Consider the following 25497-nt stretch of genomic DNA (forward strand, 5'->3'; position numbering starts at 1 on the left):
ATGATCACCTTCAATAAATCCTTCACCCAGCAGGAGCCCATTCCCGACGCGGGAATCGAGCAGGCCATCGCGGTCATGCGCAGCGGCCGCCTGCATCGCTACAACTCCGCCGCCGGCGAGCCGACGGAGACCGAGTTGCTGGAGCAGGAATTCGCCGACTATCAGGGCAGCCGTTACTGCCTGGCCTGCGCCTCGGGCGGTTATGCCCTGCACGTGGCCATGCGCGCCGCCGGCCTGCAGCCGGGCGACCGGGTGCTGTGCAACGCCTTTACCCTGGCGCCGGTACCGGGTGCCATTCACAACGCCGGCGGTGTGCCGGTGTTCGTGGAAACCAACGATGATTTCACCATCGACCTGGACGACCTTGAGCTCAAGGCCGCCACCGCCGACGCCCGTTATCTGCTGCTGTCCCATATGCGCGGCCACCTGGTCGACATGGAACGGCTGATGGCTATCTGCAATCGCCACGACATTCTGGTGATCGAAGACTGTGCCCACACCATGGGCGCCAGCTGGAAGGGCAAAAAGAGCGGCACCTTTGGTCGGGTCGCCTGTTTCAGCACCCAGACCTACAAGCACATGAACTCCGGCGAAGGCGGCTTTCTGACCACGGACGACGACGAGATCATGGCCCGCGCCATCATCCACTCCGGTTCCTACATGCTCTATGAACGCCACCCGGCGGCACCGCCCCGGGAAGCCTTTGAGCACATTCGCTTTGAAACCCCCAACTACAGCGGCCGCATGGACAACCTGCGCGCCGCCATATTACGCCCGCAGCTGGCGGCGCTGGATGAACAGTGTCGGCGCTGGAATGACCTGTACCGGGTCACGGAAGCAGGCCTTAAGCAGGTTTGCGGCCTTCGCCTGCCAAAGCGCCCGGCGGCGGAATATTTTGTCGGCAGCTCGATTCAGTTTTCCCTGCCCGGCCAGAGTGAGGCCACCATTCGCCATTTCCTCGCATGCTGTGACGCACGCGGTGTGCCGCTGAAATGGTTTGGTGACGCCGATCCCAAGGGCTATACCAGCCGCTTCGACAGCTGGCGCTACCTGGGCGAGCCGCCCTCGCTGCCGCAAACCGAGCAAGTGTTGTCGACCATGTGCGACATGCGCCTGCCCCTGACCTTTGACGAGGCCGATTGCCGGCTGATTGTGCAGATTATCGCCGAGGTCTGCGAAACGCTCTTTGCGCCTGACGACACCGGCGCACAACGGCCCTGAACACGTTCCTGATGCATGGAAGTCACCCCCAAAAAATACAGTGAGGTAATGAATATGTTCTCCATGAAAAAAGTCGCCAAATACCTGACCCTTTCCCTGGCCTGTGCGGCCACCGCCATGCCCATGCTGGCCAACGCCAAAACCATGCGCCTGGGCATGGGTGACCCCATCGACTCGGATCAGGGCGCCTACGCCAGCCGCTTCAAGGACCTGGTCGAGTATTACTCCGACGGTGACATCAAGGTCACCCTCTACCCCAATGGCGCCATCGGTTCGGAAACCGAGATGGTGCAGAACGCTCGCCTCGGCTCCCTCGACATGGCCCTGATCGGCATCGGCAACGTTACCCCCTTCTCCAAGGAACTGGGCATGCTGACCATGCCCTATGTCATTACCAGCAGCTCGGACGCGGTCAAGATCACCACAGGACAGCTGGGCGATCACTGGAACCAGCTCGCCCAGAAGCAGGTAGGGGTCAATATCCTGGGCTGGACCTACTCCAACTTCCGTCACCTGACCAACTCCAAACGACCGGTCAAGAACTTGGAAGATCTGCAGGGGCTAAAGATTCGCGTGCCGCAAAACCCCATCATGCTGGCCACCTGGAAGGCCTGGGGCGCCAACCCCATCGCCATGGCCTGGACCGAAACCTTTACCGCCCTGCAACAACAGGTCGTCGACGGTCAGGACAACCCCTATATCGTCAACAACACCATGAAGTTCTACGAGGTGCAGGACTACGTGACCGAGGTGCACCATCAGTACTCACTGCAGCCCCTGGTGATCGGCAAGCGCACCTTTGACAAGCTGAGCGACGAAGACAAGAACATTCTGACCCGCGCCGGCCTTGAGGCTCAGCAGCATGGCCTGATCTTTCAGATTTCCGAGGCGGAAAAGGCCAAGCAGCACATGATCGACAACGGGGTGGAAGTGGCCAGCCTGGAAGACGAAGCCCAGTGGATTGAACTGGCCAAGACCAAGGTATGGCCCGAGTTCTACGACACCATTGGCGGCAAGGAAAAGTTTGACGCCGTGCTGGAGCAGCTCAAGTAACCCTGCTGCCCGATGTAAGCGAGCGGGTTCGCATGCGGACCCGCCACTATTCCACAGGGCGGCAGGCCAAGCCTTCACACCGCCCTCTTTGCCGGAGCCTTGCTATGCGTAAGCTGATGCTGCAGTTGGACAAGCTGGAAAATTATCTTTGTCAGCTTCTGCTCTGCCTGTTTGTGGTGCTGCTGTTTGTACAGGTGATTCTGCGGGTGGCCTTCAACTACGGAATTCCCTGGAGTGAAGAGCTGGCACGCTTTTCCTTTGTCTGGTTCGTGTTTCTGGGGGCGTCCTATGCCGCCCGATTGTCGGCCCATAACCGGGTCACCTTTCACCTGAGAATGATGCCTTCGGGAATGCGCAAGGGCGTTGAGCTTGTCGGTGACCTGTTCTGGATCGCCTTCAACACCCTGATGACCATCAAGAGCATTGAGGTTATCGAGTCGATGATGGAGTTTACCTTCTACTCGCCGGCACTCGACTGGTCCATGGCCTACCTGTATCTGATCTTTCCCGTCTCATTCACCCTGACTTCGCTGCGCATCATTCAGGTCAACTACCTGAAGCTGACCGGGGTCACCTTTGACGATGTGGATGAACCCAAACTGGAGCAGGACCCCACCCCGGCCCCAAACAACAACGGCACATCCGGCCCTCACCCGGAACAGGCCCATAAAGGCAGCAAGACCCTGGCCTGACGGGCCAGCGTGCGAGGATTAAACAATGACAGCTCCCATTATCCTGTTTGGCATGTTTTTCTTACTGCTGCTTATCGGGGCACCGATAGTGGTGGCACTGGGGGCATCGGCCCTGAGTGTCTACCTGGCGGCAGGTGATGACTTCGTGTCCCTGGTGCAGACCGCCTGGAATGCCGTGGACTCCTTTCCGATCATGGCCCTGCCCGCCTTTATTCTGTCGGGCGCGCTGATGCAGAGCGCCGGCATTTCCCGCCGGCTGGTACATATTGCCGAGCTGATGGCCGGTCCCATGGCCGGCGGCCTGGGCTTTTCCGCCATTCTGGCCAGCATGTTCTTTGGCGCCATCTCCGGCTCCGGCCCGGCCACCACCGCCGCCGTGGGCATGCTGATGATTCCCGCCATGGTGGACCGGGGCTACGGCCGCAGCTACTCCGCCGCCCTGACCGCCTCATCCGGCGGCCTGGGCGTGGTGATTCCGCCTTCCATTCCCATGGTGATCTACGGCGTCACCGCCAGTGAGTCCATCACCAAGCTGTTTCTGGCCGGCATATTCCCGGGCATCATGCTGGCCGGTGGCCTGATGATCGCCAACTACGCCATCAGCAAAAAGAAAGGCTACACCGGCAGCCCCGAGCGCCAGCCCGGTGAACTGAAAAAGGCCTGCCGTGAAGGCATCTGGGCCATTATGGCGCCCGTGGTGATCCTCGGCGGCATCTATTCCGGCCTGTTCACCCCCACCGAGGCGGCCGTGGTGTCGGTGTTCTACACCCTGTTTGTGGGCATTTTCATTCACAAGGAACTGAAGCTGGATGGCTTCAAGGAATCGCTGAACTCCACCACCTGGCTGACCGGACGTGTGCTGATCATCATGTTCACCGCCACCGCCTTTGGCCGCATTCTGGTGGAGAACGACATTCCGGGCATGATTGCCGAGTCCCTGCTGGATCTGACCGGCAGCCTGCCGCTGATCTGGCTTATCGTCATCGCCTTTTTGATCTTTATCGGCATGTTCCTGGAGACCCTGGCCACCATCATGATCGTAACGCCGGTCCTGCTGCCGGTCATGGTCAGCCTGGGCGTGGATCCCATTCACTTCGGCGTGGTGCTGGTGTGCTGCTGTGAAATCGGCTTTTCCACCCCGCCCCTGGGCGAAAACATGTTTATCGGCTCCAGCATTGCCAAGGTCTCCATCGAGGAGATTTCGGTCAAGGCGCTGCCCTTTGTCCTGGTGGAAATTCTGGTGGTGCTGCTGCTCGCCTTCTTCCCCGATCTGACCCTGTGGCTGCCCAACCTGTTCGGCTATTAACCCCTGACCCTATTTTTAATGGATTGAAATACATGGAAAAAGAAAAGTCTGTCGGCGTGATTGGCGGCATGGGCCCGGAAGCCACCGTGGATCTGATGCGGCGGGTCATTGAACTGACCCCCGCCGGGGACGATGCCGATCATATTCATCTGCTGGTCGACAACAACCCCAAGGTGCCGTCCCGTATCAAGGCGCTGATTGAGGGCACCGGCGAAAGCCCGGGCCCCTTTATGGCGGACATGGCCAGGGGGCTGGAGCGAGCCGGTGTGGATTTTCTGGTGATCCCCTGCAATACCGCGCACATGTACCACGCCGAAGTGGCCGAGGCGGTGCGCATTCCGGTGGTCAACATGCTGGATGTGACGGTGCGCCACGTGCTGGAACGCCATCCCGCCATCAAGAAGGTGGGCTTGCTGGCGTCTACCGCGGTGGAAATGACACGGCTTTACCACGACAAATTTGCACAAAAGGGCGTACGGGTGTTGTTTCCCGAAGCGGGGCAACAGCAGGACGTGATGACCCTGATTCGGGAAGTAAAGGCCAAAAGCCATGACTTCGACTCCCTGGCCCGCTATAACGAGGCCGCCCTGGCGCTGAAGGCAAGGGGGGCGGAGTGCCTGATCCTGGCCTGTACCGAGCTGTCGGTGATCGCCGGCAAACTGGTCTCCGATCTGCCGGTATACGATGCATCCCAGCTGCTCGCCGAGCACATAGTACAAAGCGTAAAGGGGTAAACTCCACACCCCGTCGTTGCACCGGGGCGCGGCACACATCCGGTGCAGCGGCCCTCTTTGAAACCAAGCTTAGTGTCGGCTCGTCACCATCCGGGTATGCCCTGGGTCACCAATAACGAACCCAACACAAAAACTTCATTATAAAACAGGAGGTTAAATACATTTCATCGCTCCTTGGGACCGATCTTAAACCTGGCAAAGAAGTTGCTAGAACTGGTACAGGATATTACCCGAATTCACCCGAACGACAGGCATATTCGAGCCGTCTCGGTATGCTTGCGCTGAACAATCATTGAAAAGGAGTTCAATCATGAATACGGCAACGGCCCAGCCACATGCTCGTCATGTCGGCAAATGGAAACGGCTGCAAATTTGGCAGAAGGTATTAATTGGCCTGCTGCTGGGCGCGGCAACCGGCTTTGTGCTGGGGGAACACGCCGCAGTGCTGCACCCCGTCGGCAAGGCCTTTATCGCCGCCATCAAAATGCTGGTGGTGCCGCTGATTTTTGTTTCCCTGGTATGTGGCGTTACCGCCATTCGGGATGTCACCCGCATGGGCCGCATCGGCATCAAGACCTTTGCCACCTATATCGTGACCACCGCCATTGCCATTCCCATCGGCCTGATCCTGGCGGTGTGGCTGAAACCCGGTGTTGGCATGGATCTGGGCGGAGCCGCGGGCATGGAGGCCAAGGCGGCACCGAGCATCGTCGACACCCTGCTGGGCATTATTCCCAGCAACCCCTTTGCCGCCTTTGCCACGGGCAACGTATTGCAGATCATCTTGTTTGCGATTTTCCTCGGCATCGCCATCAACCTGGCGGGTGAAAAGGCGGATCCGGTAAGAAAGGTATTCGACGCCTTTGCCGACGTCATGTACAAGCTGACCGATCTGGTGATCGCCTTTGCGCCCTATGGGGTATTTGCGCTGATTGCCACCACCACCGGACAGTACGGCCTGGACGTGCTGCTGCCCCTGGGCAAGGTCATTCTGGGGGTCTACCTTGGCTGCTTGCTTCATGCCCTGGTGACCCTGGGAGGCGGACTGGCACTGCTTGCCCGTCTTAACCCGGTTCCGTTCTTCAAGGGCATCTTTGAAGCCCAGCTGGTGGCCTTCAGCACCACCACCGCCGCCGGCACCCTGCCGGTGACCATGGCCTGTGCCCGGGAAAACCTGGGGGTTTCAAAGGATGTGTCCAGCTTCGTACTGCCGGTAGGCACCACCATCAACCTGGACGGTACCGCCCTCTATCAGGCCCTGACCGCGGTCTTTATCGCCCAGGCCTATGGCATTGATCTGGGCATGGCCGAGTACGGTATGATATTGCTGACCGCCATACTAGCCTCTATTGGCACCGCATCCGTACCCGGTGGTGGCCTGATCGTGCTGTCACTGGTGCTGACCTCGGTCGGCCTGCCACTGGAAGGGATTGCCCTGGTTGCCGGTATCGACCGCATTCTGGACATGGCGCGCACCACCATCAATGTGACCGGGGATGCCGCGGTATCGGTACTGATTGCCCACAGCGAGGGCGAGCTGGACCGGGATATCTACTACCGAAAGGCGGTGTAATCAATGACCTGCTCGCGCCGGGACACAGGCCGCTCGCGGCCCAAACGGCGCGACACTCCCGATAGCGGCCTCGAAGTCCGGGCGCCATATTGCGGTGAACCCGGGCTCGGGCCTTGCCCGTCCTTTAATGGGAAAGGATCACATAGCGTCCGGTAAACAGGGCGGCGCGGGTGTCGCCGCTGTAGAGGGTGATGGACAGCTCCACCTTGACCCGCTCGCCCCGGGCCAGGGGCTGCAATTGCTCCCGCAGCCGACCCTGCACCTCGGCGGTGGGCTCGCTCCAGACCGGCGTCAGGTACTTGATGTCGCCGCTGCTCTGCACAATGTCACCGCTCAGGCCGTATTCCTGCATTTGCAGCCAGATAAGCCCCCAGCCGGTGAGCACGCACTGGCTGTAGATGCTGCCGGCAAACATGGACTCGTGCAGGTTGAGGTTGGCGGTCAGATTGGCCTGGGTACGAAACTTGCTGCCGGTGTACTGAATGATTTTCACGCCCATCTTTTCGCTGATGGGAATGCGTCTGTGCCATTGCCGCTGCAGCTCGTCGCACAGCTCGGGCCGGTGACTGATGCGATGCATGGGAGTCAGCGCCTTGATCATCTGCCGGTGGGGAATCTTGCCAAAGCTGATGGGGCCCTCGCCCACCACGGTAAAGCCGCAGTGGGTATAAAAGGCCACCGCTTCTTCCCGGGCATTCATCACCAGCCGGCGTACCCCTTCCTGCCGAGCCACCTGTTCCAGGGCCTGCACCATGCGGGTGCCCAGGCGCTGGTCACGGCAATCGGGGATCACCGCCATAAAGCGGATCTGGGCTTCATCGCCGCTGACATAGAGGCGCCCCACCGCCACCAGTCGGCCGCTGTCGTCCACCATCATGCGATGATGGGCATATTCGTCGAACTCGTCGCGTTCCGAGCCCTTGGGTTGCTGCCAGGGTTTGCGCAACAGCTGCCAACGCAGCTGATAGTAGGCTTCCAGTTCCGCTTCCGTCTGCGGGGTGACCACACGATACATGGTCTGCTCCTGTTAGGGTTATCTATGACTATCCTGCCGCCCGCGGCGACAGAGTGCAATGGAAAGGCATATCGGCGGCTGGCGTATTTCTCGCCCCCGCCCTGGTGAATAACGACTCAAATGGTCGTTGGCTAAACCTGCAGCCAGAAGGTGACGGGGCCGTCGTTGGTCAGGCTAACCTGCATGTCGGCGGCAAAACGGCCGGCCTCGGTGGCCACGCCCTGATCCCGGGCTGCCATCACGAAATAATCGTACCAGCGCTCGGCGTCGGCCGGTGCCGCACCGCGGGAAAAGCTGGGCCGCAGGCCACTGTTGGTATCGGCGGCCAGGGTAAACTGAGACACCACCAGCAGGCTACCGCCGGCCTGGCGCAGATTGAGGTTCATTTTACCATTTTCATCGGAAAACACGCGATAGCCGAGCACCTTGGCCAGCAGCTTGTCGGCTTTGGCCTGATCGTCTTCCCGCTCCACCCCCAGCAGCACCAGCAGGCCGGGGCCAATGGCGCCCACCTGCTCACCACTGATGGTGACCCTTGCCTCGGTCACCCGCTGTATCAGGGCTATCATGTCTTGTTGAGCTCCTTCGCCATATGATCGGTCGCCTTGACCAGGCCGTCCATAATACCCGGTTCAAAGGCCGAATGTCCGGCGCCGGGCACAATTTGCAGGCGCAGTTCGGGCCAGTGATCGGCCAGGGCAAGGGCGGCGGCGGGCTTGCAGATGGCATCATAACGGCCGTGCACCAGAATGGCGGGCAGCGAACGCACTCGTTCAATGGCCTTGATGATATGATTTTCCTCTATAAAGCAGTTATTTAAAAAGTAGTGACACTCCAGCCGGGCCAGCGCCAGGGCACTGTGGGCCTCGCCGTAATGGCTGTCGGCATCGTTTCTCGGCAACAGGGTGGAGATGCGCCCCTCCCAAATGGCCCAGGCCCGGGCGGCATTGAGCCGGGCCAGCTCATTGTCGCTGGTCAGCAACCGGTAATAGCGGTTGAGCAGATCTTCGGCGTCGCCGTCCAGGGGCGCCAGAAACTCCCGGTAATAGTCGGGAAACAGCTGGGCGGCACCGCCCTCGGGCTGATAGAGCCAGTCCAGATCCTGCTGCCGCCCCAGAAACAGGCCGCGCAGCACCAGCCCCAGTACTCGCTCGGAATGCGCAATGGCATAGCACAGTGCCAGGGTGGATCCCCAGGAGCCGCCAAACACCAGCCAGCGGTCAATGCCCAGAGTGGTGCGAATGTGCTCCATGTCGGCGATCAGCGCCTGCGTGCTGTTGTCGGTCAGCTCGGCATGGGGGGTCGACTGGCCGGTACCGCGCTGGTCGAACAGTATGATGCGGTAACACTCCGGATCGAAAAAACGCCGATGCTCGGGGCTGATGCCGGCCCCCGGCCCGCCATGCACCAGCACCACCGGAATACCCAGCGGATTGCCGCTCTCTTCCACATAAATTCGATGCAGGTCGGACACCTGCAACCACTGCTGCCGGTTGGCGGCAATCGCCGGATAAAGGGTGCGCATCAGGCCGGGTCCTCGTCGTCGTTGTCGTCTTCAAAGCTTAGCCCGTGGCTGTGCTCATAATCCCCCAGGCTGGCGGTGATTTCGGCGCCGAACAGGGCGATCATCCAACTCAGATAGACCCATACAAACAGGATGGGTACGGTCGCCAGGGCGCCGTAAATGGCCTGGTAGGACGGAAACTGGGTGATGTAAAAGGCAAAGCCGCGCTTGGCGATTTCAAACAGCACCGCCGCCACCAGGCCGCCGACAATGGCGTGGCCGAAGCGCACCCGCTTGTTGGGCACCACCATGTAAAACACCACGAACATCAGGGTAGACAGCAGAAACGGCAGCAGGCTCAGCAGCACGGCGCCCACGCCAAAGAAGCTGTCGCCCTGGAAAATGCGCATCGAGGTGACGTAGGAGGTTATCGCCAGGCTGGCCCCGGCCAGAATCGGCCCCAGGGTGAGGATCATCCAGTAGGTGGAAAACGCCACCGACCATCGCCGCTTCTGACTGACCCGCCAGATATGGTTGAAGTTCTCGTCGATGGCCGAGATCAGCATCATGGCGGTCACCGCCAGCGCCGCCACGCCGATGGCGGTGGTTTTTGAAGCGTTGTCGATAAAGCCCTGAATGTTCTTCTGCACCACGTCCCCCGCCGCCGGCACAAAGTTGCTGAACACAAAGTTCTGAATGGTATCGCGCAGCTCGGCAAACATGGGAAAGGCCGACATCATGGCAAACACCACCGCCAGCATGGGCACCAGCGACAACAGGCTGATGTAGGTAAGATAGCCGGCGGTTACCTTGAGCCGGTCCTGTTGCACGCGTTTCAGCACAAAGCGGCCAAAGTCCGCTCCATGGTCGCGCAAAAAGCGCAAACGGTGTCCGATGCGGGCGACAATCTGGGTCATGGCACATCCTGTGTAACGGCAAGTGAATGGTTATTGTGGCAAATTTCACGCCCAGGGGGCCAGCGCGACCACTCGCAAAAAGGACTCAAACAAAAAAGCCGCCCGAGCCTGAGCCCGGGCGGCATATTCACGGGACAGACATCTGCGTCTTACTGACGCACGCCTTCCAGGTGCATTTCCAGATACACGGTGGCCGAGGCCGGGCCCAGATCGTAGTCGATGCCGAAATCGGCCAGCTTCAACTCCAGCTCGCCTTCAAAGCCGCGACGGAAACCGCCCCAGGGGTCCTCACCGGCGCCTACCTGCTCGATTTCAAACTCTACCGGTTTGGTCACACCGTGCAGGGTGAGATCACCTTTCACGACATATTCTCCCTCGTCGTCGTCTTTGGTGACGCTGGTGCTCTTGAAGCTGGCTTCGGGAAATTTGCTCACGTCCAGAAAGTCGTCGCTGCGCAGGTGGCGGTCGCGCTCGCCGTGATTGGTGTCGACGCTGGCGGTATTCACGGTCACCTGCACGCTGTTATTGGCGGCATTGTCCTCGTCAAAGGCAAAGCTGCCCTTGAAGTCGTTGAAGCGGCCCACGATCCAGCTGTAACCCAGGTGATTGATTTTAAAGTTAACCGAGGCGTGCATGCCGTCGGTGTCGACGGTGTAATTTTCCACGGCGGCAAAGGCCGGTGACGCGGACACGGCCATCAGGGCGGCGGCAATCATGGTTTTTTTCATTTCATCTCTCCTTGGTGGACAAAATCAGAGCATGCGTTTAAGGGTGTCATCCTTATCAAGCCAGTGGTGCTTGAGGGCGGCCAGGGCGTGTAGCGCCACCAGCCCGATCAGCGACCAGGCACAAATTTCGTGTATCAGTCCGGCCACATCTTCCTGGTTGTCAAAGGCGGTAAACAGGGCCGGAATGTCGAACCAGCCAAAAAAGGACGCGGGTCTGTTGTCGGCGGTGGCGATCAGGTAGCCACTGACAAAAAGCCCGAACAGCAAACCATACAGCAGCCAGTGCATCAGGTGCGCCAGCCGGCGCTCCCAGGGCTGATGGCTGGCCAGCGGTTCCGGCTGAGTAAACAACCAGCGCCCCAGCAGGCGAATCACCACCAGGCCGGCCAGCAAAAAGCCCACGCTCTTGTGCCAGTAGGGCAACACCTGATAGAGCGGATCATAATAGCCCAGGCTGCGCATCCACAGTCCCACGCCAAACAGGCCGAATACCAGCAGGACGGTACTCCAGTGAAACAGGCGCATCGTGATTGAATATTTCTGCATAATACGGCTCTCCCGCAGCCGCTTGAAAAAGCAGCGCTTGCAACTGTGCATGATTATCAGTTTCAAGTCTAATGCCTTTGCCGGTAAATCAAAGCAACCTTTACTGGCCTAATAATTCAAATAATTTGAATGTGAGGGGGAGTGAGAGGTGAGAGGTGAGAGGTGAGAGGTGAGCCATTGTCCGTCTTGCCTGCCACGCGATCGAAAAAGGGGCGCCGAGGCGCCCCTTTTATACTGCGGGTGAAGACGATCAGGCGCGGCTGGCGCGCTTGCGATCGTTTTCGGCCAGCAGCTTCTTGCGAATACGAATGTGGTTGGGGGTCACTTCCACCAGCTCGTCGTCGTCAATGAACTCCAGCGCGCGCTCCAGGGTCATTTTGATCGGCGGCACCAGGGTCAGCGCCTCATCGGTGCCGGCGGCACGAATGTTGGTCAGCTGCTTGCCCTTGAGGCAGTTTACGGTCAGGTCGTTGGAGCGGCTGTGAATGCCGATCACCATGCCTTCATACACCTCGGTGGCGTGCTCGATAAACAGGCGGCCACGCTCCTGCAGGTTGAACAGGGCGTAGGCCAGGGCCTTGCCCTTGCCGTTTGAGATCAGCACGCCGTTGTTGCGCTGGCCAATGTTGCCACCCTTGTGCGGACCGTAGTGGTCAAAGGTGTGGTACATCAGGCCGGAGCCGGAAGTCAGGGTCATGAACTCGGTCTGGAAGCCGATCAGGCCACGGGCCGGAATGATGAAGTCGATGCGCACGCGGCCCTTGCCGTCCGGCACCATGTCGGTCATCTCGGCCTTGCGCTCACCCAGTTTCTCCATGATGGAGCCCTGGCAGTCTTCTTCCACGTCCACGGTCAAGGTTTCGAACGGTTCCATCAGCTGGCCGTCTTCTTCCTTCAGAATAACTTCCGGACGAGACACCGCCAGTTCAAAGCCTTCCCGACGCATGTTCTCGATCAGAATGCCCAGGTGCAGCTCACCCCGGCCGGATACGCGGAATTTGTCGGGATCACCGGTTTCTTCCACCCGCAGGGCCACGTTGTGTACCAGCTCCTGCTGCAGACGCTCGAGAATGTTGCGCGAGGTCACGAACTTGCCGTCGAGGCCGGCAAAGGGAGAGGTGTTGACCTGGAAGGTCATGGTCACGGTGGGCTCGTCTACCGACAACGGCGGCAGCGCTTCCACGGCACCGGCGGCACAGACGGTGTCGGAAATCTTCAGCTCGCCCAGGCCGGTAATGGCCACGATGTCGCCGGCGCTGGCTTCGGTCACGTCATGACGCTGCAGGCCCAGGTAACCCATCACCTGGCCCACCTTGCCGTTGCGGGTCTTGCCGTCGGCGCCGATCACGGTCACCTGCTGGTTGACCTTGACGGTGCCGCGCTTGATGCGGCCCACGCCGATAACACCCACGTAGGAGGAGTAGTCGAGCTGGGAGATCTGCATCTGCAGGGAACCTTCCGGATCCGCGTCGGGTACCGGTACCTGATCCACTATGGTCTGGAACAGGGTGGTCATGTCTTCGGTGCGCTCATCGGCGTCGAGCGAAGCCCAGCCGTTCAGGCCGGAAGCATATACCACCTGAAAGTCGAGCTGGTCGTCGGTAGCACCCAGGTTGTCGAACAGGTCAAACACCTGATCCATCACCCAGTCGGGACGGGCGCCGGGCTTGTCCACCTTGTTGATGATCACGATGGGCTTGAGGCCTTGGGCAAAGGCTTTCTGGGTCACGAAGCGGGTCTGAGGCATGGGGCCTTCCTGGGCGTCCACCAGCAGCAGCACCGAGTCAACCATGGACATGACCCGCTCTACTTCACCGCCGAAGTCGGCGTGTCCGGGAGTGTCCACGATGTTGATGCGGTATTCCTGGCCCTCGGGAGAGGTCCAGCGAATGGCGGTGTTCTTGGCCAGAATGGTAATGCCGCGCTCACGCTCGATATCGTTGGAGTCCATGACGCGCTCTTCGGCTTCACCGCGGCTTTCCAGGGTACCGGACTGCTGCAGCAGCTTGTCTACCAGGGTGGTTTTACCGTGGTCGACGTGCGCGATGATGGCAATGTTTCTCAAGTTGTTGATTTCAGATGACATTAATTTCTTTCACTCGCATAGTATCGAGGCGGGCACACGCCGGCGCTGCCGCTCTCAGGGGGTGTCCGTCGCGACGAGTGCAGCGGAACCAAATAAAAAGGGCTGCAAATTGTACACGCTTTAGCCGCTTCAATATATTAATTTATTGTGTTGGCTGCCCGCGCCCCGCCACAGCGGCGGAATCGACGCCACCCCGGCGTTCGGGCCGACGCCCTCCCAGGGTCAATGAAAAAGACTCGCACCGATCCTCATGCTCACCTTGAGTGCTATCATGGGCCCGGGCCGCTGCCGGCCGTGCGGAATGGACAGCAAATGCACCGGAATAACGCATCTCTTCAAACTCGCACCAAAAGGATCCAGACATGCACTAAACTGGTGCATGGCAATGGCAGCCGGTTTTCATGCTTGTCGGTAATATGCCAACATAACAAGCACTTACCAACATGGCACGGTTTTAGCTTAGTAAACGGCAACTGATGAATTTGTTCATCAGACCCTAGGATGCTTATTTTTGGAGGTCGAAATCCATGTCAATCGAAACCGTAATGGACATGATCAAGGAACACGATGTCAAATTCATCGATCTGCGCTTTACCGATATCAAAGGCAAGGAGCAGCATGTCACCCTGCCCGTAAACCAGATCAACGATGACTTCTTTGAAGAAGGCAAAATGTTCGACGGCTCTTCCATGACCGCGTGGAAAACCATTCACGAGTCCGACATGGTACTGATGCCCGATCCGTCCACCGCCGTGATGGATCCCTTTACCGAAGACGCCACCCTGAACATTCGTTGTGACGTGCTCGAGCCCGCCACCATGCAGGGCTACGACCGCGACCCGCGCTCCATCGCCCGTCGCGCCGAAGAATACCTGGTGTCCACCGGCATTGCCGACACCGTACTGATCGGTCCCGAGCCGGAATTCTTCATGTTTGACGACGTGCGCTTCCACACCGACATGTCCGGCAGCTTCTTCAAGATCGACGACACCGAGGCCAAGTGGAACTCTGGTCGCGACTACGAGGAAGGCAACAAGGGCCACCGTCCTGGCGTGAAGGGCGGCTACTTCCCGGTAGCTCCGGTTGACTCTTCCCACGACATTCGCTCCGCCATGTGTCTGATCATGGAAGAGATGGGCCTGGTGGTTGAAGCTCACCACCACGAAGTAGCCACCGCCGGTCAGAACGAAATTGCTTGCAAATTCAACACTCTGACCAAGAAGGCCGACGAAATTCAGATCTACAAGTATGTGGTTCACAACGTCGCCCACGCCTTCAACAAGACCGCCACCTTTATGCCCAAGCCGCTGGTAGGTGACAATGGTTCCGGCATGCACGTGCACCAGTCTCTGGGCAAGAACGGTGAAAACCTGTTCTCCGGCGACCTGTACGGCGGCCTGTCCGAAATGGCGCTGTACTACATCGGTGGTATCATCAAGCACGCCCGTGCCCTGAACGCCATCACCAACCCGGCCACCAACTCCTACCGTCGTCTGGTGCCCGGCTTTGAAGCCCCGGTCATGCTGGCCTACTCCGCCCGTAACCGCTCCGCCTCCATTCGGATTCCGCTGGTCGGTTCCCCCAAGGCCCGCCGCATCGAGACCCGCTTCCCGGATCCGGCCGCCAACCCCTACCTGTGCTTTGCGGCCCTGCTGATGGCCGGCCTGGACGGCATTCAGAACAAGATCCACCCGGGCGATGCCATGGACAAGGATCTGTACGACCTGCCGGCCGAAGAAGCCGCCGAGATCCCGACCGTGGCCGTGTCTCTGGACGACGCCCTGAACAACCTGGACCAGGATCGCGAGTTCCTGACCCGTGGTGGCGTGTTCTCCGACGAGTTCATTGATGCCTACATCAAGCAGAAGCGCACCGAGACCGAGACCATCAACATGGCGGTTCACCCGCTGGAGTTTGATCTCTACTACTCCGTATAAGCGTGACGCGATAAGCTGAGTGTCAAAAGGCCCGGGAAACCGGGCCTTTTTTGTTGCTCGCTCCCACGCTCTGCGTAGGAACGAGATAATAGTGAGGTGACAGGGGTGAGGAGTGAGGAGTGAGGAGAATCCACAACTCATCCCTCACCCCTCACCCCTCACCAACGATTACAACACCTGATGGCGAGTAGACGGAAACAGGTTGAGCAGCTTGTGCACCAAATAGACGCAGCACAGGGTGATCAGAATGGCCACCGTCATCGAGCTCATGCGGTAAAGGGCGCTGAACACCAGATCATGCTGGGGCGACACATACTGCCCAAACAGAATGCCCACCGTGGTCAAGCCGGCAAAGCCCACACCGGGCATGGGCTCTCGAGCATGCAGCCGGGCAAACACCATGGTGCAAATCCAGAACGCCAGTCCCAGCAGCAGCAGATTGTGGTAGTAGTCATACAGCACCAACTGAAACAGCAACCCCGCCGAGCACCCCAGCAGGGTGCCGATGCAACGGGCTCGCCCCGATACCACGGCGCCGGCGAAGCTCATGGGAAACAGCACCAGCACGGTGGCCACCTGGGCCGACAGCGAGTCCACCAGATCCAGGGTCTGAAACACCACAAAACTGAGGGTGGCCACGATGGCTCCCAGCAGGGTCTGATGGCGCAGCACGTTATCGCTTTTCTGCGGCAGCGCCCGGGCCACGGGAGGTTCCCGGTTGGGCAGCAGGGCATAGAGCAACGCGGCCACCGCCACCGACAGGCAGGAAGCCACTATGTTGCTGGCGGCCATGTCGGCCAGGTGATACTGGGGGTAACTGGCAAAGTGCAGCATGATGCTGAGGCTGACGCAGCCACTGGCACCAAACAGCATCAGTGGCCCTTTGGCCATCAGGTTGAACCGCCACAGAAACAACAGAAACACCACCATCACATACGCCGGTGGCCAGTGCCCGAGCAGCCCCGGCAGCAGCATGACCTCCAGCGAGGTCAGCACCGACGAGCCGATAAACTGCACCATGACAAAGCGGTTCAGCACCGGCACCATGCCCAGCAGCAGCATAGGGTAAACGGTAAAAAACACCCCCATCTGCCAGTCCATCACCTTGGCGGTGAGCATGCCGATGGTGCTGCCAATAGCGATGCGCAGACAGCCCCTGAGCTTGTCGTCGGTAAAGGTCATGGCCGCATACCCATCAGTAGAGATAGCGGAACTGACTCACCAGCCACAGCTGGATCCAGCCCAGGCCGTGCAGCCAGCTGCCCGCCTCGGGAAACAACTGCACCGTGGCCCGGGCGCCGGTGGCCAGCGGCGGCACCGGCTCATCCAGGGCGATGTGCACCCGCAACCGCTGGGCGTCCCGCACCCAGCGATCGGAGTTTTCCGGCTGCACCAGCAGGCCGTCGGCTGACTGCTGCCCCTGGCGTACCCCGCTGTCGATGCTGCTGACATGGCCGTCGAAAATGTGGCCCGGCAGGGCATCGAACACCACCCCCACTTCGGTGCCGGTGGTGACATGACGCAGGCTCTTCTCCCGCAGATCGGCAATCACCGTCAGTTCGTTGGAAATCAGTGCCAGCAACGGCTGGCCGGCCTGGGCCTGCACCCCTTCCTGCAACTGCAGGTTGCCGACACGGCCGGCGATTTCCGCCCTCACTCGTGTACGCTCCAGCGCCAGCCGGGCCTGTTCATGGGCATTGCTGGCCTGCTCATGGGTCAGCTCCACCGCAGCCTGGGCCTGCCGCGCCTCGTGCAGCCTGGCCTCGGCCGCCTGCAGCGCGCTTTGCGCCTGCTCGGCCTGGTTGCGGGCCTGCTCCGCCTGCTGCACCGACATATGGCCGAGGCGGTGCAATCGCTCCAGCCGGACGGCCTCTCGGGCCAGCTCTTCGGCCCGCAACCGCGCTTGTTCAATCTCCGCCTGCACCGCTTCCATTACCGCTCGCTGACGGGCACTGTCGGCGGCGGCCAGCTGCTGCTGTAACTCGGCCCGGGCCAAAGCCAGGCGGTAGTCGGTGTCATCCAGCGCAAACAGCAGCTCCCCCGTCGCCACCTGCTGGTTGTTGCTGACCGCGACTTCCGTGACCTGCCCCGCCACACGAGGACCCACCGACAGCACCGGCCGGTGCGCCTGGGCCTGGGGCGTCATGGGGGCGTAATTGTCGATCAGCACGAAATACACCAGCAGCACCCCAAAGGTGATCAGGGCAATGCGTACCCAGCGATTGAAACTTTGCTCTGCGGTCATCATTTGCCCTCTTTTTCTCCCAGCTGCTCGCTCAGTTTCTGCAGGTTGCCGCCAATGTGGTTCACCATGCGCTCAAACTCGGCCAACTCGGCATCGCTCAGGCCTTCCAGCACCTGACGACGAGTATGGTCCAGCACCACCTCCATTTCCGACAACAATGGCTGGATCGCCGGGGTCAGGTACACCGTCTTGCCACGGCGGTCATTGGCACAGGGCCGGCGCTCCACCAGCCCCAGCTGTTCCAGCCCGTCCAGGGTGCGCACCAGGGACGGGCTTTCCACCCCTACCCGGCGCGCCAGCTGATGCTGCTGAATGCCCTCTTCCCGCTGCAGATGGGTCAGGGTGATCCAGCGACTCTGGGTCAGCCCCAGGGGCTTGAGCCGTTCATCGTTGATCAGCCGCCACTGCCGCACCAGATTGGCCAGCGCCATGCCCAGTGTTCTCATCTCAACCTCCAAATTAGTTAGCTAGCTAATTATATTCACGCTACCGATATTTGCCAAGATATTGCCACCGGGCGGGCAAGGTTCTTGCAACGGTACTCATCAAGGCCCAGATGTTTTCATCAAACCGCCGCAAGTTGCACCATGATGTAGCAATTCGCTGGTCATGGGTTACACTGTTTGCACCACACTGGTGCAAACCTTGATGTTGAGGACGTGAGCGTGAAAAACCGGATCAGCATTCAGACCATTATCGACAGCCAGCTCACGGCGGTGCTGGTGGTAGACGGCGACCTGGTGGTGCAATTTGCCAACACCGCCGCCGAACAACTGCTCACCCTGAGCAAGCGCCGGCTGCAGGACGCCCGGCTGGATAAGGTGGTGGAAGACATTTCCCTCGACATGCGCCGCATTCAGCGCTGCATCGAGCTGGAGCAGGGGTTTACCAACAGCGAGGTACAGGTGATCATCGACGGCCTGCCCCGCTGGGTCGACGTAAGCGTCACCGCCTTTACCTGGGAGCGGCAGACCCTGGCCCTGATGGAACTGAGGCTGGTCGACCAGCAAAAGAAAATCAGCCAGGAGCTGCAGCAGCGAGCCCAGCAGCAGGCGGCCCGGGAGCTGGTGCGCGGCCTGGCCCACGAGATCAAGAATCCCCTCGGCGGCCTGCGGGGCGCGGCCCAGCTACTGGAGCGGGAGCTGGAAAAGGAAGAGCTCAAGGAATTCACCCACCTCATCATTGCCCAGGCAGACCGGCTGCGTAACCTGGTGGATCGACTGCTCGGTCCTCAACGCCCGGGCCAGCGCGAGGTGATCAACCTGCACTCGGTGCTGGAGCAGGTACGCCGCCTGGTGAGCATGGACATTCCTCCCGGCATTACCCTGACACGGGACTACGATCCCAGCATTCCGGACCTGGAAATGGATTCGGAACAGTTGCAACAGGCCTTTCTCAACATGGTGCGCAATGCCGTGGAGGCCCTGGGCGATCACGGCCACATCACCATTCGCACCCGCACCGCCTTTCAGGTGATGCTGCAGGGCAAGCGCTACCGGCTGGCCGCCGAGGTGCGCATTATCGACGACGGTCCGGGCATTCCCGCCCTCCTGCACGATACCCTGTTCTACCCCATGGTCACCGGCAAGGAAGGCGGTACCGGACTGGGACTGTCCATCGCCCAGGAGCTGATCCATCAGCATCAGGGCCGCATTGAGTGCCAGAGCCGGCCGGGCCTGACCGAATTCATTATTTATCTGCCGCTACGACGATAGGAGCACTTTATGGCTGAACTGATTTGGGTCGTCGACGACGACAGCTCCATTCGCTGGGTACTGGAGCGGGCCCTGGCCCAGGCCGGGTTTCGCTGCCGCAGTTTTGAAGACGGTGAAAGTGTACTGGATGCCCTGACCGGGGTGCAGCCCGCCGTGGTGATCTCCGATATTCGCATGGGAGGCATGGACGGGCTCACCCTGCTCGGCGCCATTCACAAACGCGCCCCCGACCTGCCGGTGATCATCATGACCGCCCACTCGGATCTCGATAGCGCGGTCAATGCCTACCAGCGCGGTGCCTTTGAATACCTGCCCAAGCCCTTTGACATAGACGACGCCGTCGCCCTGGTGCAGCGGGCCGTGGCCTTTGTAAAGGAAAGCCGGCGCAAGGCACCGGGGGCGCAGCCGGAGGCGGTGCGCACCCCGGAGATCATCGGCGAAGCGCCGGCCATGCAGGAAGTATTCCGCGCCATCGGCAGACTGGCCCGCTCCTCCATTTCGGTGCTGATCAACGGCCAGAGCGGGACTGGCAAGGAGCTGGTGGCTCATGCCCTGCACAAACACAGCCCTCGTGCCGAACAGCCCTTTATCGCCCTCAACATGGCAGCCATTCCCAAGGATCTGATCGAGTCGGAGCTATTCGGCCATGAAAAGGGCGCCTTTACCGGCGCCAATAACGTGCGCCGGGGCCGCTTTGAGCAGGCCGACGGCGGCACCCTGTTTCTGGACGAAATCGGCGACATGCCCCTGGACATTCAGACCCGGCTGCTGCGCGTACTGGCCGATGGCCAGTTCTACCGGGTGGGCGGACACCAGCCCATTCGCGTAGATGTGCGCATCATTGCCGCCACCCACCAGGATCTGGAAAAAAAGGTCACCAGTGGCGACTTTCGTGAGGATCTGTTCCACCGCCTCAACGTGATTCGCGTGCACATGCCGGCACTGCGAGAGCGGCGGGAAGACATTCCCAAACTGGCCCGCCATTTTCTGGGGCTGGCCGCCCGGGAGCTGGGCGTGGACGCCAAGACCCTACATACCGACACCCAGACGCTGTTGCAGCAATTGCCCTGGCCCGGCAACGTGCGCCAGCTGGAAAACGTGTGCCGCTGGCTCACCGTCATGGCCTCGGGCCAGGAAGTGCTGGTCTCGGATCTGCCCCCCGAGCTGCTGAAACGGGAGCCCGATCCGGAGCCGGTCGGCGCCGGAGGCCAGCCCCAGGACTGGCGCCAGGCGCTGAAGCGCTGGGCCAGCGACGAACTGGCCCGGGGCCGCAAGGATCTGCTGGCCGAGGCCCTGCCCGAATTCGAACGCATTCTGCTCGACTGCGCGCTGACCCAGAGCCAGGGCCACAAGCAGGAGGCCGCCCGCCTGCTGGGCTGGGGTCGCAATACCCTGACCCGTAAACTGAAGGAATTGCAACCGGAAGAATCGGCCACCAGGGAGTAGAATGGAAGCACCACCACCCCATGCGGAGCCGTGATGATAGATTCCAGCCTGCCCCTGCTCGACCTGCACCGTCACCTGGACGGCAACATTCGCCCGGCCACCATACTGGAACTGGGCCGGGCCTTTGATCTGGCCCTGCCTGCCGACACCCTGGATGGCCTGCTGCACCATGTGCAAGTACAGGGCAACACGCCGGATTTGCTGGCCTTTCTCGCCAAACTCGACTGGGGGGTCAGGGTGCTGGGCAATTATGACGCCTGCCGGCGGGTGGCCTATGAGAACGTGGAGGATCTGAGCAACGCCGGCATTGATTACGCCGAGCTGCGCTTCAGCCCCGGCTATATGGCCATGAATCATCACCTGGACCCGGAAGGCGTGGTGGAAGCAGTGATCGACGGCGTGACCGCCGGCAGCCGGGACTTCGACGTGCCGGTGAAGCTTATCGGCATCATGAGCCGCACCTTTGGGCCGGACGCCTGCGCGCGTGAACTGGCCGCCTGCCTGGCCCATGCCGGCAAACTGGTGGCCATGGATCTGGCCGGGGACGAGGCCGGCTTTCCCGGCGAGCTGTTCAACGACCATTTCAAGCGGGTGCGTGACGCCGGCCTGCGCGTCACCGTACACGCCGGCGAGGCCGCCGGCAGCGCCAGCGTCTGGCAGGCGGTGCATGAGCTGGGCGCCGAGCGCATCGGCCACGGCGTGCGGGCGGTGGAAGACGAGGCGCTGCTGGATTACCTCGCCGCCCAGGGCATCGGCATCGAGTCCTGCCTGACCTCCAACCTGCAGACCAGCACGGTGGCCGATCTCGCACGCCACCCCATCCACCGCTTTCTGGAAAAAGGCATCAGGGTCTGCCTCAACACCGACGATCCGGCGGTGGAAGGCATAGAGCTGCGCCACGAGTACACGGACGCCGCGGTGCGCGCCGGCCTGACGGCACAACAGGCTCGCCAGTGCCAGGAAAACGCCCTTCACATGGCCTTTCTCGATCCAAATGAAAAGGCCGCCCTGCTGGCGGCCAGCGCAGAGCGGGAATAAAAAAGGGCCGCCAATGCGGCCCAACTTCATCTGCCTGATTTGCGCCAGCCCGTATTATTGAAACAGCACCAGGGTGCCGGAAACAAAGGCGAACAGCAGCACGAAGCGACGCAAAAAGCGCGCATCCAGCCGCCGGTGCACCAGCTGGCTCAGCACCAGGCCCACCGCCAGCGCCGGCAGCAGGCTGGTGACCGGTTGCAACAGCTCGGGCTGCAGCCGACCATTCAGGGCCAGCACCAGCAACGACACCAGCTCACCGATCAAAAAACAGGTCGCCACCGAGGCGCGCAGGGTCGCCACCGGCATGTGCTGGTACACCAGCGCCAGGGGCGGACCGCCGATGCCGGTGGCGGTTTCGGTAATGCCGGTGATCACCCCGGTGGACACATAGGCCCGGCGGTTGGGCGAAAAGGCCGGCGCCAGCCAGCTCGCCAGCACCGCCGCTATGGTCGACACCCCGATCAGCAGGTTGAGCTGATTAAGGGGCAGCACCACCAGCACCCAAAGGCCGCCAAAGGTGCCCGCCACCCGGCCCAGGGTGATCCACTTGGTGCCCAACAAATCGATAGCGCCGCGCTCACGCCAGGCGATCAGGGCGTTGAGCGGCAACATCAGCACCAGCAGGCTGACCGGTAACAGGGCCGGGGCCAGCAGCCCCAGCACCGGCGCGACGATCAGCGCAAACCCCATGCCGGTGGCACCCTGTACAAAGGCGCCGGCGGCCACCGCCAGGGCGCTCCACAACCAGACGTCGCCGGTCACGCGTGACGCTCCCCGCCCCGCTCGGCCAGCCAGTCGCGGCGGTGGGCGTCGGTGTAGGGATGGATCTTCTGGATCGGCGCACCGGACACCACCGCCTTGGCCAGCTCGTTGACCTCGGCCATCAGGGCCCGGGCGTCCCAGTCCAGGGGCCAGCCCTGCCACAGCCGCAGCCGGCCGGCGACGAACACCCCCTGGATCTGATCCCGGTTCGCCAGCCGCACCAGCTCCCAGCTCAGATCCCAGGACGGCAGCAGTTCGGGCACTTCCAGGTCGACCAGCAAAAAGTCCGCCGCCTTGCCAGGGGCGATTTCACCGGTGTTCAGTCCCAGCACGCTGGCGCCGCCGCGGGTGCCCTGATCCAGCCAGGGCCAGCCGCCACCGCAGGACGAATCGCCCACCGCCATGCCGAAAGCGAAACGCTGGGCCGCCTCGGCGTAATCCAGCAGGCGGAAACCGTCGCTGCGGGTGCCGTCGGTACCCAGAGCCACGCGGATGCCCAGGCTGTGCATCAGCTGGGCCTGGGCCACGGCGTTGCCCTTCCAGGCGCTGGCCACCGGGTTGTAGCTGACGGCGCTGTCGGTGTCCCGCAGCATCATCAGCTCGTCCGGGGTCAGCAGGGTGGCGTGGGCCAGCAACGCCTGGGGCCCCAGGGCTCCGGCCCTGTACAGCTGCTCCAGCGGTCGCAGGCCCCGCTGCTCCAGGGAACGTTCCACCGCCACCAGGTGCTCGTTGACATGGGTCTGGAAGACGATGCCCGCCTCGGCGCACAGGGACGACACCCGGTGCAGCATGGCGTCGGTGGCGATCTCCGGAATCGGTACCGCCAGCGACGGCGTCACCAGGGGATTGGACTGCCAGTCGGCGATATGCCGCTCGGCCTGGGCCAGAATGGGCCCGGCTTCCAGCACCTGGTCGCCACGCTTGTCGTTGCACACCCGGCCCAGCACGCAGCGCAGCCCCACTTCCGTGGTGGCGCGGGCGATGGCGTCCAGCCCCTCGCTGGCCCGGGTGCCGGCATCACAGACGGTGGTGAAACCGCCGCGCAGGGCCTCCAGCGAGGCCAGTTTGGCGGTCAGGTACAGTATGTCCGGGGTGAGGCCGGATTCCATAGGAACCCATACCCGACGGAAGATTTCCGACGGCTCGCCAAACACCAGCGCCTTGCCGAAGGCCTGGGTCAGGTGGTGATGGCTGTCGACGAAGCCGGGCATGACCAGTTTGCCCGGTAGGGCCACCACCGCCACCTCGGGATGAGCGGCGCGCAGTGTCTCGAGCGGGCCCACATCCCCGAATCGTTCGCCGTCGAGCAGCACGGCGTGATCCCGTACCGGCCCGTCGGCCAGCATCAGCCAGTCGGGCGCCAGCAGGCAGGGTTGCTCGAACTGACGATAATTGAGTTGCGTCATCTTAATCTTCCTTTCTTGCGGGGGCAGGCCGTCCGCCTGCCCGAATACATTCAGTGGCCTTGCAGGCGAGGCGCTTCTTCACCCTCGGCGGCCGGCGCCGCCTGCTTGCTCTTGTACTGGAACAGGGCATTCATCAGGGCGGCGGTAATGGCACCCATGGCCACGCCGTTGCCCAGCAGGGAGGCCAGGCCGGACGGGAACTGGCTGTACACGCCGGGCACCAGAATGGGGAACAGGCCCACAGTCAGGGCCACCGACACCACATACATGTTGCCGTGCTGGCGCAGGTCGACCCGGCGCAGCATGTCGATACCCATGGTGCCGACGATGGCGAACACCACCATGCCGGTGCCGCCGATCACGGCTTCGGGCACGGCGTGGATCACCCGTGCCAGCGGCGCCAACAGGGCGAACAGGGTCAGCAACAGGCCGGACATCAGGGTGACATAGCGGGAACGAATACCGGTGGCGCGCACCACGCCGATGTTTTCGCCGCTGGTGATGATGAGTGAGGTGCCGAACAAACCGCCGAGCAGGGACACGGCGGCGTCGCCGCGAATGGTTCTGGCCACGTCCACCTGAGGATCCAGTTTCTTGTCGACCACTTCGCCGATGGCCAGGGTCTGGCCGGTGGCTTCCACCATGGAGATGATGCAGAAGATCATCAGGGGCAGGGAGGCCACCAGGTCAAACTTGGGCATGCCAAAGGGCAGCAGGGTCGGCAGGCTGAACAGGGGGAACAACGACAGATGCTCAAAATGGAAGGCGCCAAACAACACCGCCATCAGGGTACCGCCCAGCAGGCCCAGCAGGATCGCCAACTGGTTCATCATGCCCTTGAGCACCCGGGCGAAGAGCACGGTGAAGCCGATAGTGGCGAAGGCCAGCATCAGATTCAATGGATCCGCGTAGTTCTCGGAGCCCGTCTTGCCAACGATCAGGAAGCCCGAGATCTTGACCAGGTTGATGGCCACCAGCAGCAGCATGGTGCCCACCACCACAGAGGGGAACAGCCTGAGGAAGCGGCGGAACACCGGCAACACCAGGAAATAGAACAGGGCCGTCAGTATCACCGCCCCGGTGGCGGTGGCCACATCGGTCTGTTGGGCGATCAGAATGAACAGCACTATGGGCGCGCCGCCGGGCAGCATGATGAACGGCAGCCGGGCGCCGAAGCCGCGCCAGCCGATGGACTGTAGCAGGGTGCCCAGGCCGCAGATGATGAAGGTGGCGCTGAGCAGATTGATGGTCAGATCCGGCGAGAAATCCAGCGCCGTGGCCATCAGAAAAACCGAGGCGATGGGCGACGCCGCCATCACCAATACATGCTGCAACCCGAACGCCAGCAAGGTTCTCAGGGGCAGCTTTTCGTCAACGGGTTCGATGACATCCTTGTGAGCTTGAGACATGGTGGACTCTCCATATAAAACCGAGCCGTCACGGGGGGAACCGGCACCTTTCTGCCAGACCAAATCGATTTGGGACGGCGATAAAAATAACCGCAGCCTACTACTGCCGCGGCAGTCACAACAACTGGTCAAACTAAACGATTCGGGCCAAACCTGGACCCCAA

The 25497-nt window shown here is 61.4% G+C and carries 23 protein-coding genes; 10 read left to right on the forward strand and 13 right to left on the reverse strand.

Translation table 11 applies throughout. The features are described 5' to 3' along the window. From B6S08_RS11660 to B6S08_RS11685, 6 genes are all read left to right on the forward strand, one after another. Window positions 1-1221: a DegT/DnrJ/EryC1/StrS family aminotransferase gene (locus tag B6S08_RS11660; RefSeq protein ID WP_094200983.1), complete on the forward strand. Its 1221-nt coding sequence runs from the start codon at window positions 1-3 to the stop codon at window positions 1219-1221. A gap of 63 nt (window positions 1222-1284) precedes the next feature. Continuing rightward, a complete protein-coding gene (locus B6S08_RS11665) occupies window positions 1285-2274 on the forward strand; it encodes a TRAP transporter substrate-binding protein (protein ID WP_094201080.1) in 990 nt (329 codons plus the stop codon). A 104-nt stretch (window positions 2275-2378) separates the two neighbouring features. Continuing rightward, window positions 2379-2966 carry a TRAP transporter small permease gene (locus B6S08_RS11670; protein ID WP_094200984.1) on the forward strand — a complete coding sequence of 196 codons (588 nt, stop codon included), beginning with the start codon at window positions 2379-2381 and terminating at the stop codon, window positions 2964-2966. A 25-nt stretch (window positions 2967-2991) separates the two neighbouring features. Beyond that, window positions 2992-4272, forward strand: a complete 1281-nt coding sequence (locus tag B6S08_RS11675; RefSeq protein WP_094200985.1) for a TRAP transporter large permease — start codon at window positions 2992-2994, stop codon at window positions 4270-4272. A 32-nt stretch (window positions 4273-4304) separates the two neighbouring features. Continuing rightward, window positions 4305-5006, forward strand: coding sequence for a cysteate racemase (cuyB, locus tag B6S08_RS11680; RefSeq protein WP_094200986.1), 702 nt, complete (start codon window positions 4305-4307; stop codon window positions 5004-5006). 310 nt (window positions 5007-5316) lie between these two features. Further along, window positions 5317-6579, forward strand: a complete 1263-nt coding sequence (locus B6S08_RS11685) for a dicarboxylate/amino acid:cation symporter (RefSeq protein WP_094200987.1) — start codon at window positions 5317-5319, stop codon at window positions 6577-6579. Between the two features lie 124 nt (window positions 6580-6703). Here the strand turns inward: B6S08_RS11685 and B6S08_RS11690 are convergent, their stop codons facing one another. From B6S08_RS11690 to typA, 7 genes are all read right to left on the reverse strand, one after another. Continuing rightward, window positions 6704-7594 (reverse strand): bifunctional GNAT family N-acetyltransferase/hotdog fold thioesterase, encoded by an 891-nt coding sequence (locus tag B6S08_RS11690; RefSeq protein WP_094200988.1) that lies wholly within the window; start codon window positions 7592-7594, stop codon window positions 6704-6706. A gap of 131 nt (window positions 7595-7725) precedes the next feature. Continuing rightward, entirely contained in the window at window positions 7726-8163 is a 438-nt protein-coding gene (gene dtd, locus B6S08_RS11695; protein WP_094200989.1) for a D-aminoacyl-tRNA deacylase, read from the reverse strand. After that, complete coding sequence (gene pip / locus B6S08_RS11700) at window positions 8160-9119, reverse strand: prolyl aminopeptidase (RefSeq protein ID WP_094200990.1); 960 nt, start codon at window positions 9117-9119, stop codon at window positions 8160-8162. The genes dtd and pip overlap by 4 nt, the downstream gene beginning before the upstream one ends. Continuing rightward, a complete protein-coding gene (locus B6S08_RS11705) occupies window positions 9119-10015 on the reverse strand; it encodes a virulence factor BrkB family protein (RefSeq protein ID WP_094200991.1) in 897 nt (298 codons plus the stop codon). The genes pip and B6S08_RS11705 overlap by 1 nt, the downstream gene beginning before the upstream one ends. 149 nt (window positions 10016-10164) lie before the next feature. Beyond that, complete coding sequence (locus tag B6S08_RS11710) at window positions 10165-10743, reverse strand: YceI family protein (RefSeq protein ID WP_094200992.1); 579 nt, start codon at window positions 10741-10743, stop codon at window positions 10165-10167. Between the two features lie 24 nt (window positions 10744-10767). Next, entirely contained in the window at window positions 10768-11289 is a 522-nt protein-coding gene (locus tag B6S08_RS11715) for a cytochrome b (RefSeq protein WP_245849856.1), read from the reverse strand. Window positions 11290-11539: 250 nt separating this feature from the next. Further along, the gene (gene typA, locus B6S08_RS11720; protein WP_094200993.1) at window positions 11540-13375 is read right to left on the reverse strand and encodes a translational GTPase TypA; all 1836 of its coding nucleotides are present in this window, start codon (window positions 13373-13375) and stop codon (window positions 11540-11542) included. A 527-nt stretch (window positions 13376-13902) separates the two neighbouring features. Here typA and glnA point away from each other — a divergent pair. Continuing rightward, window positions 13903-15312 (forward strand): glutamate--ammonia ligase, encoded by a 1410-nt coding sequence (gene glnA, locus B6S08_RS11725; RefSeq protein ID WP_094200994.1) that lies wholly within the window; start codon window positions 13903-13905, stop codon window positions 15310-15312. Window positions 15313-15480: 168 nt separating this feature from the next. Here glnA and B6S08_RS11730 read toward each other — a convergent pair whose 3' ends face one another. Genes B6S08_RS11730 through slyA form a run of 3 tightly spaced genes read right to left on the reverse strand, consistent with a single transcriptional unit; the run spans window position 15481 to window position 18003 of the window. Further along, window positions 15481-16494, reverse strand: coding sequence for a DUF2955 domain-containing protein (locus B6S08_RS11730; protein WP_094200995.1), 1014 nt, complete (start codon window positions 16492-16494; stop codon window positions 15481-15483). A 13-nt stretch (window positions 16495-16507) separates the two neighbouring features. After that, window positions 16508-17560, reverse strand: coding sequence for an HlyD family secretion protein (locus B6S08_RS11735; RefSeq protein ID WP_245849857.1), 1053 nt, complete (start codon window positions 17558-17560; stop codon window positions 16508-16510). Continuing rightward, window positions 17557-18003 (reverse strand): transcriptional regulator SlyA, encoded by a 447-nt coding sequence (gene slyA / locus B6S08_RS11740; RefSeq protein ID WP_094200996.1) that lies wholly within the window; start codon window positions 18001-18003, stop codon window positions 17557-17559. Before slyA ends, B6S08_RS11735 begins: the two co-directional genes overlap by 4 nt. Before the next feature lie 219 nt (window positions 18004-18222). On the opposite strand from slyA, the gene glnL reads away from it, so the two are divergent. From glnL to add, 3 genes are read left to right on the forward strand one after another with little or no spacing between them, the layout of a single operon-like run. Beyond that, a complete protein-coding gene (glnL, locus tag B6S08_RS11745; protein WP_094200997.1) occupies window positions 18223-19272 on the forward strand; it encodes a nitrogen regulation protein NR(II) in 1050 nt (349 codons plus the stop codon). Between the two features lie 9 nt (window positions 19273-19281). Further along, the gene (glnG, locus tag B6S08_RS11750) at window positions 19282-20718 is read left to right on the forward strand and encodes a nitrogen regulation protein NR(I) (RefSeq protein ID WP_094200998.1); all 1437 of its coding nucleotides are present in this window, start codon (window positions 19282-19284) and stop codon (window positions 20716-20718) included. Between the two features lie 33 nt (window positions 20719-20751). Further along, entirely contained in the window at window positions 20752-21756 is a 1005-nt protein-coding gene (gene add, locus B6S08_RS11755) for an adenosine deaminase (protein ID WP_094200999.1), read from the forward strand. Window positions 21757-21810: 54 nt separating this feature from the next. On the opposite strand, the gene B6S08_RS11760 is transcribed toward add, so the two are convergent. Genes B6S08_RS11760 through B6S08_RS11770 form a run of 3 tightly spaced genes read right to left on the reverse strand, consistent with a single transcriptional unit; the run spans window position 21811 to window position 25333 of the window. After that, window positions 21811-22518 (reverse strand): sulfite exporter TauE/SafE family protein, encoded by a 708-nt coding sequence (locus B6S08_RS11760; protein WP_094201000.1) that lies wholly within the window; start codon window positions 22516-22518, stop codon window positions 21811-21813. Further along, window positions 22515-23924, reverse strand: a complete 1410-nt coding sequence (locus B6S08_RS11765) for an amidohydrolase family protein (RefSeq protein WP_094201001.1) — start codon at window positions 23922-23924, stop codon at window positions 22515-22517. The genes B6S08_RS11760 and B6S08_RS11765 overlap by 4 nt, the downstream gene beginning before the upstream one ends. A 50-nt stretch (window positions 23925-23974) precedes the next feature. Next, entirely contained in the window at window positions 23975-25333 is a 1359-nt protein-coding gene (locus tag B6S08_RS11770; RefSeq protein WP_094201002.1) for a uracil-xanthine permease family protein, read from the reverse strand. Window positions 25334-25497: the final 164 nt, after the last annotated feature.

Source organism: Oceanimonas doudoroffii (assembly GCF_002242685.1).
Lineage (GTDB): Bacteria > Pseudomonadota > Gammaproteobacteria > Enterobacterales > Aeromonadaceae > Oceanimonas > Oceanimonas doudoroffii.

Coding starts and splice junctions, on each gene's coding strand:
- B6S08_RS11730 (WP_094200995.1), bottom strand. CDS start 16,494: ATGACCTTTACCGACGACAAGCTCAGGGGCTGTCTGCGCATCGCTATT.
- typA (WP_094200993.1), bottom strand. CDS start 13,375: ATGTCATCTGAAATCAACAACTTGAGAAACATTGCCATCATCGCGCAC.
- B6S08_RS11705 (WP_094200991.1), bottom strand. CDS start 10,015: ATGACCCAGATTGTCGCCCGCATCGGACACCGTTTGCGCTTTTTGCGC.
- B6S08_RS11660 (WP_094200983.1), top strand. CDS start 1: ATGATCACCTTCAATAAATCCTTCACCCAGCAGGAGCCCATTCCCGAC.
- B6S08_RS11735 (WP_245849857.1), bottom strand. CDS start 17,560: ATGATGACCGCAGAGCAAAGTTTCAATCGCTGGGTACGCATTGCCCTG.
- B6S08_RS11710 (WP_094200992.1), bottom strand. CDS start 10,743: ATGAAAAAAACCATGATTGCCGCCGCCCTGATGGCCGTGTCCGCGTCA.
- B6S08_RS11665 (WP_094201080.1), top strand. CDS start 1,285: ATGAAAAAAGTCGCCAAATACCTGACCCTTTCCCTGGCCTGTGCGGCC.
- slyA (WP_094200996.1), bottom strand. CDS start 18,003: ATGAGAACACTGGGCATGGCGCTGGCCAATCTGGTGCGGCAGTGGCGG.
- B6S08_RS11675 (WP_094200985.1), top strand. CDS start 2,992: ATGACAGCTCCCATTATCCTGTTTGGCATGTTTTTCTTACTGCTGCTT.
- B6S08_RS11690 (WP_094200988.1), bottom strand. CDS start 7,594: ATGTATCGTGTGGTCACCCCGCAGACGGAAGCGGAACTGGAAGCCTAC.
- B6S08_RS11715 (WP_245849856.1), bottom strand. CDS start 11,289: ATGCAGAAATATTCAATCACGATGCGCCTGTTTCACTGGAGTACCGTC.
- dtd (WP_094200989.1), bottom strand. CDS start 8,163: ATGATAGCCCTGATACAGCGGGTGACCGAGGCAAGGGTCACCATCAGT.
- glnA (WP_094200994.1), top strand. CDS start 13,903: ATGTCAATCGAAACCGTAATGGACATGATCAAGGAACACGATGTCAAA.
- cuyB (WP_094200986.1), top strand. CDS start 4,305: ATGGAAAAAGAAAAGTCTGTCGGCGTGATTGGCGGCATGGGCCCGGAA.
- glnG (WP_094200998.1), top strand. CDS start 19,282: ATGGCTGAACTGATTTGGGTCGTCGACGACGACAGCTCCATTCGCTGG.
- pip (WP_094200990.1), bottom strand. CDS start 9,119: ATGCGCACCCTTTATCCGGCGATTGCCGCCAACCGGCAGCAGTGGTTG.
- B6S08_RS11770 (WP_094201002.1), bottom strand. CDS start 25,333: ATGTCTCAAGCTCACAAGGATGTCATCGAACCCGTTGACGAAAAGCTG.
- B6S08_RS11765 (WP_094201001.1), bottom strand. CDS start 23,924: ATGACGCAACTCAATTATCGTCAGTTCGAGCAACCCTGCCTGCTGGCG.
- add (WP_094200999.1), top strand. CDS start 20,752: ATGATAGATTCCAGCCTGCCCCTGCTCGACCTGCACCGTCACCTGGAC.
- B6S08_RS11670 (WP_094200984.1), top strand. CDS start 2,379: ATGCGTAAGCTGATGCTGCAGTTGGACAAGCTGGAAAATTATCTTTGT.
- B6S08_RS11685 (WP_094200987.1), top strand. CDS start 5,317: ATGAATACGGCAACGGCCCAGCCACATGCTCGTCATGTCGGCAAATGG.